Below are 14248 nucleotides of genomic sequence, written 5' to 3'. Positions count from 1 at the left end.
TATAATATGTAGGAGGCGTTTTTGTGAAAAAATTTATCTTATTTTGCTGTCTTTGTGTAGGAATATTTATGTTTTATCATACAAACAAAACACAGGAGCTAAATTATTTTGAAATTCCATCATTACATAGTCAAAATGCTTTATTACTGAATGGGCAAGACAAGGTGCTGTATGAAAAGAATGCGGATGCAATAATCTACCCTGCTTCTTTAACCAAAATAATGACGGCCATTGTTGCCATTGAAAAGGCGGAGGATTTACAAGCACAAACGATTGTAGATGCGCAAACGATTTCAACATTTACAGCCCAAAATGCCTCAATGGCAGGCTTTCATGCAGGTGACTTTGTCACAATTGAAGATTTATTATATGGTACATTGCTTGCCTCAGGTGCGGATGCAACTGGGACACTTGCGGAGGCTCTTGCAGGTAGTGAGGAAGAATTTGTAGTATGGATGAATCAGAAGGCACATGAACTAGGTATGACAGATACGCATTTTGTTAATGCTAGTGGACTTCATCATGAAGCACATCAATCAAGTGTACGAGATATTAGTAAGCTTTTACGCTATGCTTTGGAAAATCCCATATTTTATCAAATATTTACTTCAAAAAGTTATACAACCTATGTCCCAAATAAGCTCGTTATCGCAAGCTCCTTATATACAAAGATGGCTGGTGTGGAGGATACTATCATTGGAGGAAAAACAGGCTATACACCTGAAGCAGGGTTATGTTTAGCATCATTGATTGAAAAAGAGGGACAGCAGTTTTTATTAATTACTACAAATGCATCAGGGCACACACGGGCACCTATGCATATTGAAGATGCTTTAACCGTTGCAGAGAAATTATAAAGAAAACTATATCTCTATGCGTAGCCTGCTAGAGAAAAGGGTAGAAGGTGTATAAGGTGGTGAGGAACAATGAAGAAACTTTTACCTTATATGTTATTTTTAATAGCGATAATCGGCTTTATGACAGGGCAGCAATCAGCAGGCGCTGAAGGATCAGTGGTCATTCACAAGGTTATACAGGATACGGTAATCTTGGAGGAGCCTTCTGCCAGTAGCACAGAGCTTGCTGAGCTAGCAAAAAACAGCTTTGTAACGGTGACGAAAGCAAGCAAAGGCTGGGCATATATTCAAACGCTAGGGCAGGAGGGCTATGTAAAATCTGATGTATTGGCTAAGGTGAAGCCTAAGGGGTATTTACTGGCAGCAAAAGGTGGCACAACTTTATTTACAGCACCAAGTCAGCATGCACAAAAGATAGGGCATCTCTATGAGGGGCGTATCCTTTTTGTTTATGGCACAGCACCCGGTGGCTGGTCTTTTGTTCAGTATGGTGAGGATGTAGGGTATATTGCGACAAATACGCTCAAAAAGCCTACTGCCATTAAACAACAGATAAATGCTAAAGATGGTGCTGTTCTACGTTTAACAGCTAGCCCAAGTGGGGAAATACTCGGCACACTTGCCAACAAAACAATTGTTCAATCGTATACAACACTTGCAGGCTGGACGTATGTTGAGGCAGGGGAACAACAAGGTTATATAAAAGCGGCTGAATTAACAGATATACTTAATCGTCAAGTTTATAATAAAGGAAAGCCTGTAGCAAAAGGTGAGTCAAAGCGTGTTGCATTAACATTTGATGACGGTCCAAGTGCGAAGGTAACGCCACAAATTTTAGCTATCTTAAAGAAATATAATGCCAAGGCAACATTTTTTATGATTGGTCAAAATGTTGCTAGCCATCAAGCAGTTGTGCAGCAAGTCTATCAGGATGGTCATGAAATTGGTAATCATACATGGAACCACCAAAATTTAGTAAGTCTTCCAATGGTAGCTGTTAAACAGCAAGTTGCACAAACAAGTAATGCGATTTATGCAGCGATTGGGCAATATCCAACGGTTTTCCGCCCACCATACGGTGCAACAAATGAGCAAGTTCGTTCCATTATGACCATTCCTTCGATTTTATGGTCGATTGATACATTGGACTGGAAACATCATAACCCAGATAAAATATTAACGTATGTGAGAGCAAATGTACAAGATGGCAGCATTATTTTAATGCATGATATCCATCAAACAACGGCGAATGGTCTTGAAAATGTGCTGCTTTATTTACAAAAACAAGGCTATGAATTTGTCACAGTTAGTGAGATTTTACAATAAGCAAAGCCGTGCAACCATCTTCAAAAGACAGTTGCACGGCTTATTTATTATTTAAATAGATTAATCGTTGTAATAATAATCGGAATACCGAAAACATCAATTAAAAATGCGCCTACAATAGGTACGACAAGAAAAGCCTTTTTAGAAGGGCCAAATCGTTGGACAACGGCGGACATATTAGCCATTGCATTTGGTGTTGCCCCTAAGCCATGCCCAGCAAAGCCTGCTACCATAACGGCTGCATCGTAATTTTTACCAAGCAGCTTAAATAATACAAAAATACAAAAAACAACAATAAAGAGTACCTGTACAAAGACGATAATAAATAATGGCAATGCTAAATCAGCAATTTCCCATAATTTAATACTCATTAGTGCCATTGATAGGAAGATGCCTAATGTCACATCCCCAATTAATGAAATACTTTTCATATTAATGGCTTCAGGTTTGACTTTATCCATAATATTGCGCACAAATACGGCGACAAACATAGCACCTACATAGCCTGGCAGTACAAAGCCTGTTGCTTCTGAAAACAATGCGCCAATATACGTGCCAACAGCCATAGAAAATGTAATCAATAATACTTGTAGAAAGAATGAATCCGTTGTAATTTGTTCATGCTTATTGTCAAATTCAACTTCCTCTGCTTCTTGCTCATCGGGTGTTAAATTATATTTGCCAACGAGATATTTGACAATTGGACCACCAATTAAGCCCCCTGCAACTAAGCCACAAGTTGCTGCCGCTGCGCCAATTGTCATCGCTGAGGAAATCCCTAAATCCTCTAAGGTTTGTCCAAATGCAGCTGCCGCGCCATGACCACCCTCCATGGAAACAGCACCCGCCATCATTCCGATTAAAGGATGAATGCCCATAAGCGATGCAAGCGATACACCGATAACGTTTTGCATTAAAGCTAGGAACCCACATGCTAGCCAGTAAATAATCAGTAATTTTCCGCCTAGTTTCACAAGTTTAAAGCTTGCCCCTAAGCCAATTGTTGTAAAAAATGTAATCATAAATAGGCTTTGTAGGGAAGTATCAAGCGATATTTCTACAGCACCTGTTGTTTTTAAAAGTGTAGCGAGTGCCGCAAATAGTAGACCTCCGACAACTGGTGCTGGAATGCAAAAGCGTTTTAAAAGCCCAATTTTATTAACAAGAAAACCGCCTAATACAAAAAGTGCAACGGCTAGAAACACCGTTGTAATTTGATTGATTTCAATCATGTGCCTTGCCCCCCAAGTAAGTTGTTTAGCGCCTCATAGGCAAAATAAGCCCCTAATTTAACCGTTCGCCCATTTTCATCTAGTGATGGATTGACCTCGCTAATATCAAAAGAATGTGTATGGGGATGTGCTGTTACTTTTTGGATAATGGCACGTACAGTTGCTGGGTCAAGCCCGAATGGAGAAGGGGCGCTAACACCTGGTGCAAATGCCGCATTTAGCACATCCATGCATAAGGTTAAAAGCACATAATCATGCTGATCCATATAGTGCTGCATATCATCTAGTAATCGTTGCTGGTCAGTTATTTCATCTTCTAAAATATATGTGACCTGTAATTCATCTGCTTTTTGGAACAAGGCTTTTGTATTGCCGTAGCGCTGAATGCCCACAACAAAATAATCCGCATATGAGTCCTGCTCTAAAATTTGGCGGAACATAGTACCCGATGAAGGCTGTTCATCATAGGGACGTAAATCAAAATGTGCATCGATATTAATGATGCCGATTTTAGCCTCTTTTGGTAATGCAGCGCGAACGCCTAAATAATGGCCATATAATGTTTCATGGCCACCACCTAACACTACGCATGCTAAATCTTTTTGTAGTGCTGTGCTCACAACTTCACCAAGCTCGCGTTGTGCCTCCTCTAGCGCGTGATTAAGACAAAGTATATTGCCAACATCAAGGATTTGCTGCTGACCATCAAATGTCCACGGCAAGCTTGCTAATGCCTCACGCAATGCATTTGGCCCATTCGCTGACCCTGTGCGCCCTTGATTGCGACGAACACCCTCATCGCAAAGAAAGCCAACAAGTGCAGCACTTTTCGTCGTCGCAGTAGCAATATCATTAATAGCTACTCTTTTCACCTTTTGATGGAAGCGAAAGCTGCTTGTATTCGTTGTGGAATCGATACGACCTTGCCAATGTTTTGCGTCTGTCATGATGTACATAATTTTCTCCACCTCATTGCAATATGATTAACATTGATGCTTTTCATTATATATTCGTATAATTATAATTACTAATATATAATTAATATTATTCTATAGCTTTTAGCTATAAATAGAGGGGGAGGTCGTTATGGATATTAAACAATTACACTATTTTATGGCTGTTTCAGAGCAGTTGAATTTCTCAAAAGCGGCAGAAAAATTGCATATTTCTCAGCCATCCTTAAGCAATGCGATTAAAAAGCTTGAGCAGGAGATTGGCTCGCCCTTATTGGAGCGAAATACGAGAAATTTGCAGTTAACGGAGGCAGGAGCACTATTATTTGAGCGTGCAAAGGTCATTATCGAAAATATGGAAGTGTTAAAAATTGAAATGGATGAAGTGATTGTACATGGTGCGGGGGAACTTACGATTGGTGTGATGGAATCCATTAAGCATTGGCTGCCTAAGGTGATTGCTCACTATAAAAAGGAATATCCAGAAATGATGATTCATTTAGTTGATATTTTAGGCAGCAAGCGTGTGAAAAAATCATTAAAAAGCTATCAAACACATGTTATTATTACGAATCAGTTAATGGATGATCCAGAGCTGGAAGTGAAATTGCTATACCGCGAACGATTGGTGGCGGTTTTACCATTAACGCATCCATTAGCAACAAAAGAGGAGATAACGATTTCGGATATTAGTGCGGAACCTTTTATTATTAGCACAGAAGGCTTTCAAACGAGAGAGGATATTTTACAGGCATTTGCACAGGCTGGAGAAACCATCAATATGCAATTTGAAATTGAACGATTTGAAACAGCTGTTTCTCTTGTACGGGAAAATTTAGGGGTGACCATCTTGCCTGAAAATTACTTAGAAGGCCCAACTGCTAAGACCATTGTGAAAAAAGAAATGAAGGAAACCAATTTAAGTCGAGATGTTTATTTAGTGTACTTAAAAAATCGCCATTTACCAGTTGCGATCCGACAATTATTGGAAGATATTTTGCGATATTTTCAATAAAAGAAAAAATACAAAATCAGATTATCCGACATTATATAATATAATTTTATAGTATTGCTCGCTCTAAAACTATACAAAAAACAAAATAAAGCACGTCCAAATAAATAAAAGAGAGGGAATACACGTTCTTTTTTTAGGAAAAATAGCCGATTACCTCTGCTAATAAGTAATCGGCGGGAAGGATTAGATAATATTTACTTTGCGTACGGCATCGATTTTGGCACAATTAACTGTGATGGGTACTGTTTTTTCATTAATTTGTAGAAAGCATGCACAATTGTTTTGTGGGTCAAGATGAACAAAATAAACCATTAAAAAGCTTTGACCATTCGAGAGATAGACATCGACTAAAGTGCCAGCTGCCAAGCATTTTAAATAATGACTAACAGAGCTATCATAATGCTTTTTTTCATGCTCAGGATGATTGTAATATTTGATTTTCGCTTCTTCGATCTCATTGTAGCCTAAGCAATAACTTTTTGATGCACAATGACATTTGGAAAATTTATGATAATTATTAAAATCCCAATTTAGACGAGTTAAATATCGATTTTCTTGCATGGCTTAAACGCTCCTTTACTAGCTACTTGTTATCACTTCTAGTCTATGTAAAAGTGCAAGCTAGCAATCGGTAATATGTCCATTCATCTGTAGCGTAAAAAAAGACTAGACTCCATTAAGTGGGTCTAGTCGAATGATTTTTACTTACATACGGTCCGCCTTGCGTGCCCAATATGTGGCAAGTAATGCGCCTGAAATATTATGCCAGAAGCTGAAAATCGCACTTGGTACAGCTGCCAATGGACTGAAATGTGCCGAAGCCAAAGCAGCACCAAGCCCTGAATTTTGCATCCCAACTTCGATTGCCATTGCTTTTTGATCCTGATAGGTTAGCTTAAACATTTTACCAATTAAAAAGCCTAGTAAATAACCAAGACCATTATGTAAAATAACAACACCAAAAATTAATAGCCCAGATTCCATAATTCGATCTTTACTTGTTGAAACAACTGCTGCAACAATTAGTACAATCGCAAAAACGGAAACAAGTGGCATTAAATCTGCACTTTTCTTTACCTGTTCTTTTAAGAATATTTGCACAATGAATCCTAAAATAATGGGAATAAGGACAATTTGGATAACGGATATAAACATATCTTTCGCAGACACTTCCATCCACTCACTTGCAAGCAAATAAATAAGCGCTGGTGTTACAATGGGTGCAAGTAGGGTAGATACAGATGTGATTGCCACCGACAGCGCAATATTTCCTTTTGCTAAAAATGTCATAACATTTGATGCAGTGCCGCCCGGACAGCAGCCAACTAAAATAACACCAATTGCAATTTCTGGTTCTAGTCGCAAGCCTTTTGCTAAAGCAAAGGCAAGAAATGGCATGACCATAAACTGAGATAACACACCAATCAAGACTTTCAACGGATGTTTTCCAACCTCTTTAAAATCCTCCGCTGAAATTGTCATTCCCATCCCAAACATAATGATGCCCAGTAAAATTGAAATATATGGTGCAATCCATGTAAATTGTTCGGGAAGGAAAAATGCAAATGCTGCAAACACCAATACCCATATAGCAAAGGTTTTGCTAGCAAACTGACTAATTTTAATTAATAAATTCAAGTCATTTCCACCTCCATTCAAGAATAATACCATAAAATCCAGCGAATGTTCAGATTTTTTTGAACAGATATAGTAAATAATTGAGAGATAGATAACTAATAATGAAAAATAAATCAGTTATCTATCTCTTATAAGCTTGTCTATTGATAATCTTCCACTAATAAACCATATATTTCTAAGTCAATAACACCTTTGCCTGACCAAATAGCTGCTTGGCGCAATAGTCCCTCTTTTAAAAAGCCATTTTTTACAAGAACCTTTTTAGATGCTTCATTTAACGGCATCACCTCCGCCTGAATGCGATTAATCTGGACTTCCTCCAATAAAAACTTGACAATGGTTGCTACTGCCTCAGTTGCAATGCCTTTTCCCCAAGCATCCTCCGCTAAATAGTAACCAATTGTCACCATATTGATCTTTTGCTGAAAGTCCATTGCTTCAATAATCCCAACTAATTTTTCTTGTTGGGATTTTTCAAAAATGCCCCATTTGATTCTGCTTTTTTTCTGGTAGTCTCGTTCAAAATGTCCAATCATTTTTTGTACGGTTTGGCGATTATGCTTTGGGATAATGCCACAAAATTCAAAAACGTTGTCATTATCATAAATAGCAAATAGTTCCTCAATATGAGCATCTTCGATTTTTTTTAGTTCAAGGTTTGCTGAGCTTAGGGTAGGGAATTGCTGAAATACTTTTTCTATGTTCATAAATGCTCCTCCTTAATAGGGATATAAATGTTCATTTTCATGGCATGTGGATAAATGGACTGCATGACATCGGTTATTTCAAAATCAGGGCCTGTATCACGCTCATAATTAGAATTAGGTAGCCACACGCCGTAAATATAGCGTCTTGTATTTTGAATGCCCTCTGCAGTGCCGTTCAATGTAAATACAGCATATTGACCAGCGGGAATTTCAAGATTGATAAAGCCTGATGCTAAATATTCCTCAAATGTATGAACCTCCTCGCCTACAACAAAAGAAAATTGCCCGTTGTCCTGAAAATTTGTAGAAATGCCATACGCCATATTAGGCGCAGCTTTATGCGAAAGCTGTGCATAATATTGCCTTTGTCCAAAGTCTAAATAAAAGCCTGGAATTTCTTGATAATACTGCTCATCTTGCAAGGTTGTTTTGTATTCATAGCCTGTAATTCGTTTTTTCGGTAACTGTACAATTGTTGGCTTCTGCATTGGAAGCTCTCCCTCCATTTTATAGTCCAAAAAGTTTATTTTGGCTTGAAGCGGTATGGAGTTTGCTTGTTTTCGGTATTTTGCAGGTGTTAGCTTGAAATATTGAACAAATGCCCGCGTAAATGCCTCTTGAGAGCTATATTGGAAGTTCAAGGAAATATCCAAAATATTGTTGGAGGTTGTGACTAGTAGGGTTGCCGCTTCTGATAGCCTTCGGTTGCGAATATACTGCTGCACAGAAAAGCCGGTAATTGCCTGAAAAAGCCGCTGAAAATGAAAGGCGGAAAAATAAGTTTGTGCAGCAATATCCGTTATCAGTAATCGCTCCTCCAAATGTGCTTCAATATATTCTATGGCATTTTGAATTCTTGCAAAATAATCCATACCATCATCCTTTCTTAACTACATAGTACCGTTTCAATGGCAGGCTTTTTTGATAATTTGTGCTAACTTGAACATTATATTGGAATGTATATGAAATCAATTGGAATATTGTATATAATTTAATGAAATTCACAAAAGGAGGAACGCTATATATAGTAATTATGGACCGATATGCACGGGGCTTTAATATAACAAAGCCACCAGGATACTTGATTGTTGGGGATATCGAATATTATTTAGAGCGATTACGGGGGGTTAAAGGGAAGATTTTAGAGGCAGGGGTCGGTTCAATATTCCTTTGCTGGAAAAAGGCTTTGATATAGAGGGAATCTACCATGTTCCAGATATGCTGATGTCTTGTCGCAAACAGTGTGAGGAAAGAGAGCTAGTACCGATTCTGTTGCTTTAACTTGTATGTATCGTCATCTTGCTCCTAGTGGGTGAATTATCATGGATATACGATTCCCAAAAGACTGGCAAACAACAAGCTATTATCCAATTTCTGAGGAGGAAGGGATTATGCTTGAACGAAAATCAATTAAGATTGACTGGATTGAACAATATACTTTAGCCGTTTTAAAAATTCATTATTGACACCACTTTTAAGCTTAAGCAGGTAGCGCCGACATAAAGAGGTCGCCGTTAGAAACAGCGACCCTAGTAACAAATCTAGGAGGTGTAAGGCTAATTAGCTTTACACTATTATTGTATACAATATTGATATGCTGCAATAGTTAATTGCCTGGGGAATAGTAAGAAAATTAAATTATTTCTGTTATTGTGCAATCAGCTGCAAAATAGAAGGGTCTTTAATTTTGCTGTCCTCACTAAGCATCACAATTTTGGACATAATTTCTGCTGTGCGTGGGTCCTCATCAGCAAATGGTAAGAAAATACGTCCGCGATGCTGTGATTGAATCGCTAAAATTGGCATCGTAGCACCACCCACTTTATGCACAGTGCCACTTCCTAAATGAATATTGTAACGAGCAAGGGAACCTTCGATTAAAACATACTGCTTTTCCACTGTTACCTGTGATAGCTTTAACATTTGTGTCAGCTCACGCACAATGGCTGCACGTGTTTCAATGGTAGAGAAGCTTGCCTCTGGGTCTACACCACCAACATGTGCCACACTTACAACTAAATCTACATCCCGCATAGCTTCAGAGAAAATAAGTGGCGGTACATCCTGTAGAGGGATCGGCTTACCTGTACGGCGATGATAAAAGGCAACATATTCAATCGTTGGTGCTTCAATATCAGCGGGTGAAAACCAATCTGCCATCGCATACATTGTCACAACAATATCTTGGTCATAATAAATTTTTCGTAAGCCCTCATCATAGCTTGCTAACCAGCCGCGTGTCTTTAATAAAGCCAGCGTTTTTTGCGGTTGAATTTGATGCCCTGCATAACGTGATGAAACATTTTTATCTTGCTCATCAGGATTGACAACATATAATTCACGGAATACTTGCTTAAAGGGCTGCACGATTTGTTCAGTAAATATTTCATGCTGAATGTCCGCCCATCTCTTGGATGCATATAAATCATACGGGTGGGCAATGCGTATCTCTGCATCATCTGCAAGCTCTATATTTTTCATTAAGCCAATTGTTGTATCGCTAATTACGTATAGCTTCTCCAGCATTGGTGCTAAAACAGGGTGGGCAAGCAAGCTTTTCACTTCTCCAAAGGTAAAGATTGTTCCTTTTTCCATTGCCTCCTCAAATGCTTTACGCGATCTGCTTTGCTGGTCACGCAATTGCTTACGTATAGCTGTGATTTCCTGTACAATGGCATTCTTTTTTAAACGAGCTGGAATGGATTTTAAGCGTTTCTCTGCCTTTGCTACAACAAAGTCTACAATGCCTTTCTCATCCGCCTGTAAATGCACAGTAATATCATCCACTTCAATTGGCTTAAAATATTGCTGAATTGCATCAAGCTCAAAAATTTCCATGCGCCAAACAAAGCGTGTCACATCATCACCAAGATTGCGTGCTAAATTATCAATCGCAATACGGCAGGCTAGACCTTCACTTTCTCGACGCTGTGCGCCAAATTGCTTACTTTCCTGTAAAAATGCTTGAATAAATTGATAGCGTTCGTATGCATCCTTTAATGGGTTGCGTTTGTTCAGCGGGATAAGCCCAATACAGCGTAGCTTATCTTTATTGCGCTTATCAGCAACCTCCTCCATTAAAGGTTTAAGCTTTAAATGACCAAGCGCAGCATCTGCAAACATTTGGGCACGGCGATGTGTTGCACCCTCAGAAGCATATTTGGCACTTTGATACAGCTTGTCAAAGCGCTTTTTACCAAGTGCATGATAGCATTCCAGTAGCCACTCCTTCGCAAAAGCGCCATCGCGGAATTCATTTGCAGTAATATTTGTATAGAGCTGAATCTGACTCATGCTTTCATCGCTTAATGTATTTGTTGTATGTGCACGGAAATACCATGCCGCACTTTCAAGCCCTTGCCAGCCTAAATATTCACTAACAAGCGTAATATAAGCAGGTGTATACATGATAGCATTTAATAGCTCTTCCTCTGTTAGTGCATATGGCTTTAAGGCTGCTGCTAAATCATCTACCGTATCCTCAGGGGCTGGCTGACAATGCTCTAGCATACTTGAAAATACTTCACGCTTTGTATAATCGCCAGCCCATGAATAACCGCGTACCAATGTTAAGCCCTTTAATGTATGCAAAATACGTGCAAAATAATTGACACCACTAATCGGATTCACAGCATGATTGGCAAAATGACTAACTTCTGTCCGCATATCACCACGGCTTAATTCAATATCAATTATGCGATTTATGGATTTTTCATATACTTCTGCTAAAAATGGATAGCTAGCAATGAGCTGGTCGCGCTGCTTGGTATGAAATAAATCTGCAAAATGATAACGTTCTGTATGTGGATTAAACACTTTTAAATAACAAGCATCAATGGGAACAAGCCCTAAATGATGTGCACATGCAATCATGTGATCTGTTGCATATACAATAGGTAAGAAAGTAGGGCCCTCGCCACGTGCTCGATTTTGTTGCTCATGCAATGTCGTAATAGCTGCATAAAGTGAAAATAGCTGTGTAAATTGCTGATCTGTGTCAAGGTAGCGCTCACAAATTCGCATCCATTTTTGATATAGTGTGTAGGATTCATAATGATAGGCTGTCCAGTCAGATGCAATATTAATGCGCTCAAACCATTTTGTAGCTGCTAGCTCTTGAAATAGCTCAACAAGCGCACTATAGACATAGTTGAAAGACGCTGTATGGTCGTATTCGGTAGTGTAAAGTGCATCAATAATATCGCAAACCTTGCTACCATGTGCCAATGCATTAATCCAATAATTCAAATCATTAATATTTTCAAAATTTATCCATTTTGAAAGTGTTTCCTTCGCCTCGTCCGTTAACCCTTTATCCCAAGGCTCCTTGCCAGAGTAACCGCGCTTTGTAAACAGGATAATGGTTAGGCAGTCAAGGTCAGTCAATTGCACATCTTCCTTCCACTGTAGCCAAACCTCTGCTAAAGGATAATCTTTGATATGCTCACCCTTCGTACCATATAGTGGTCTAAAATGACTGCCAAGAATGGCATCATAAGGACGGTCATCCCATGCACGAGCCTGATATTCATAGGCTGCATGTTCTTCCAATAGGTCTGATAAACGTTGTAATTTTGCCTTTAGCTTATTGCTATCAAAGGATGTCAGTGTTTGTGCAGCCTGTGCAACAATGACCTTCAACGGGGGAATGGTATCCTTTGTGTAATCAGGATTAAAAATACCATAGCCACCAGCAAGTGTTTTTTTGCTTGTATCTTCCACTAAAGCCTGAATTAATTCCTGTTCTTTGACAGTAGGCTTCGCAATGCTGCTGGCAATTGTAGAAATTTCTTGCATGCTTAAATGCTTGGCTTTTTTGAGCTCTACTAATAACTCTAAGCCGCCTAAGCGTAAATCCTGTTTGGTAGTTTGCACTAAACGTTGAGCACTTTCAATGATTTTTGTTGGTGGCTGTGCAACAAGTATTGTGACAAGAGCCTGCTTTGTTGCGCCTGATTTTAAATAAAAGAGCTGCTCAACGGCTTCCAGTTGCGCATCATCCAACGGCTCTGCTCTCTTTTTCAACAGCTCTAAAGCTAAATCACGAGTGCCACGTTCTTGTAAGCACTCAATTAAAAATGCATCAGCAATAGGCATTTTTAATTTTTCTACGACAAAGCCAAGCAAGTTTTCACGCTGGGCTGGTGTTAATGCTTGACGATTGTTATATAATTTCATGATATAGTCATGGTCGTGCCATGCAACAGCTAGCAGCATTGTACCATTGATTATATATTCTTTTGTTAGCGTGTAATGCACCCATGGAAATGGCTTGCCTTGCAATGTATAGTCTTGCTTGTTCATCAGCTCAGCGATTTGCTCAAGGCGTGGCATCATCGCTTTTGGGTAATGCTTAAAATAATCAGCATGTATCTGTCTTCTATAAAACGGATATTTTGAATGCATATAAATAGGGAAAACATCTTGCATTGCAATCGTTAAAATATCGAAATCATCGTGCTCCATAATTACATCTAAAATTTGAAAGCGTAAATATAACTCTAAATTCGTTGCATGGGCAAAGTAGAGTGCTGATAATATTTGATGCTTTTTACCTTGTAATAGCTGGTTTAATGCAGGTATAATATTTTCCACATTGAGCGTAGCAATTGCCCAAAGAGCCGCATAGTTATGAATAGCATCCTCTGATTCTATGAGCGGCTTAATAGCAGCACCGTTTGCGAGGACATCATAAGCACTATCAAGCAGCTTTTGGACAATTTTTTTATCGTCTACTGTATATTGCAGCCCAATCCATGTTTCCACGGCACGCTGTACAGAGGAGAAGCGCAATAAATCATGTTCTTTAATGATTTTTATAAAATAAATTAGCACCTGAGGCGTACCTCTATCTGCATTTTCTAAAATCGCTTGACGTGTGCCTTCCTGACGTTGTGCAGCAATTAATAGCTGTCCAAGCCATTCCACTATTTTTATATTATCGCTACGAATGATGCTGCGAATAAGCTGATGGGTTAAAGTGGCTACATTATTTTCACCAAAAATTGCTTCGTGTACATATTGCACCGCTTCTGCATCATTCACTGCTAATAAATGGGCAAATTTTGCCTCCACAAAGCTATAGGAGGCAATAGGGTTATCTTTTTCATCCACATAAAAATTGATAAATCCTCTTGAATTGTTTGCAGGATAATGACGTATGACATCTATGACATTTATATTTTTATTGAATGCACCAGCTGCGATAATGGCTAATATAGCAGCTGCATGCTGGTCAAGCGCTTGACCATGCGCGGAGCGGCGGTATATGCCTCTTTGGAAGGAATGTGTTGTCTGCTTCGTACAATAAATTTTTAGCTCCTCAGCAAAATTTTTATCATAAAGCACTGTTAAAGCTTCGAAAAGCCCTGCATCAAATAATTGCTCCACTGTAGTAAGTTTATGCTCTTTTAGCATCGCTTCAAATGCTTCTAAATCTTTGTACTTATAGCCCTCTTTTTGTGCCTTTTGCTCCATTGTCTGTAAAAGTTGCAGCAATTGCTCTTTCATTGGGCGCTCC

General features: G+C 38.9%; 11 protein-coding genes. 4 read left to right on the top strand and 7 right to left on the bottom strand.

Features of this window, described 5'->3' with window-relative positions; all coding sequences use genetic code 11:
- Positions 1 to 23: 23 nt before the first annotated feature.
- Positions 24 to 857: a D-alanyl-D-alanine carboxypeptidase family protein gene (locus tag ACIQVU_RS00665; protein ID WP_340806030.1), complete on the top strand. Its 834-nt coding sequence runs from the start codon at positions 24 to 26 to the stop codon at positions 855 to 857.
- 69 nt (positions 858 to 926) lie between these two features.
- The gene (locus ACIQVU_RS00660) at positions 927 to 2183 is read left to right on the top strand and encodes a polysaccharide deacetylase family protein (protein WP_402893205.1); all 1257 of its coding nucleotides are present in this window, start codon (positions 927 to 929) and stop codon (positions 2181 to 2183) included.
- Positions 2184 to 2230: 47 nt separating this feature from the next.
- Here the strand turns inward: ACIQVU_RS00660 and gltS are convergent, their stop codons facing one another.
- Positions 2231 to 3415 carry a sodium/glutamate symporter gene (gene gltS, locus ACIQVU_RS00655; RefSeq protein ID WP_340806027.1) on the bottom strand — a complete coding sequence of 395 codons (1185 nt, stop codon included), beginning with the start codon at positions 3413 to 3415 and terminating at the stop codon, positions 2231 to 2233.
- A complete protein-coding gene (hutG, locus tag ACIQVU_RS00650; RefSeq protein ID WP_340806026.1) occupies positions 3412 to 4371 on the bottom strand; it encodes a formimidoylglutamase in 960 nt (319 codons plus the stop codon). Before hutG ends, gltS begins: the two co-directional genes overlap by 4 nt.
- 130 nt (positions 4372 to 4501) lie before the next feature.
- Between hutG and ACIQVU_RS00645 the strand changes: the two genes are divergently transcribed.
- Positions 4502 to 5383, top strand: a complete 882-nt coding sequence (locus ACIQVU_RS00645) for a LysR family transcriptional regulator (RefSeq protein WP_340806025.1) — start codon at positions 4502 to 4504, stop codon at positions 5381 to 5383.
- A gap of 183 nt (positions 5384 to 5566) precedes the next feature.
- Here the strand turns inward: ACIQVU_RS00645 and ACIQVU_RS00640 are convergent, their stop codons facing one another.
- From ACIQVU_RS00640 to ACIQVU_RS00625, 4 genes are all read right to left on the bottom strand, one after another.
- Positions 5567 to 5944 (bottom strand): hypothetical protein, encoded by a 378-nt coding sequence (locus tag ACIQVU_RS00640; RefSeq protein ID WP_340806023.1) that lies wholly within the window; start codon positions 5942 to 5944, stop codon positions 5567 to 5569.
- A gap of 144 nt (positions 5945 to 6088) precedes the next feature.
- Positions 6089 to 7021, bottom strand: coding sequence for a bile acid:sodium symporter family protein (locus ACIQVU_RS00635; RefSeq protein ID WP_340806022.1), 933 nt, complete (start codon positions 7019 to 7021; stop codon positions 6089 to 6091).
- Positions 7022 to 7161: 140 nt separating this feature from the next.
- Positions 7162 to 7728, bottom strand: coding sequence for a GNAT family N-acetyltransferase (locus tag ACIQVU_RS00630; RefSeq protein ID WP_340806020.1), 567 nt, complete (start codon positions 7726 to 7728; stop codon positions 7162 to 7164).
- Positions 7725 to 8600, bottom strand: coding sequence for an AraC family transcriptional regulator (locus ACIQVU_RS00625; protein WP_340806019.1), 876 nt, complete (start codon positions 8598 to 8600; stop codon positions 7725 to 7727). The genes ACIQVU_RS00630 and ACIQVU_RS00625 overlap by 4 nt, the downstream gene beginning before the upstream one ends.
- Before the next feature lie 450 nt (positions 8601 to 9050).
- Between ACIQVU_RS00625 and ACIQVU_RS00620 the strand changes: the two genes are divergently transcribed.
- Positions 9051 to 9194 (top strand): hypothetical protein, encoded by a 144-nt coding sequence (locus ACIQVU_RS00620; RefSeq protein WP_340806017.1) that lies wholly within the window; start codon positions 9051 to 9053, stop codon positions 9192 to 9194.
- Positions 9195 to 9375: 181 nt separating this feature from the next.
- Here ACIQVU_RS00620 and ACIQVU_RS00615 read toward each other — a convergent pair whose 3' ends face one another.
- On the bottom strand, positions 9376 to 14238 hold the full coding sequence (locus ACIQVU_RS00615; RefSeq protein ID WP_340806016.1) for a DUF4132 domain-containing protein: 4863 nt from the start codon (positions 14236 to 14238) through the stop codon (positions 9376 to 9378).
- Between the last annotated feature and the right edge of the window lie 10 nt (positions 14239 to 14248).

This window comes from Lysinibacillus sp. NPDC098008 (assembly GCF_044760715.1).
Lineage (GTDB): Bacteria > Bacillota > Bacilli > Bacillales_A > Planococcaceae > Lysinibacillus.
This window is presented reverse-complemented; position numbering and strand designations above follow the sequence as displayed.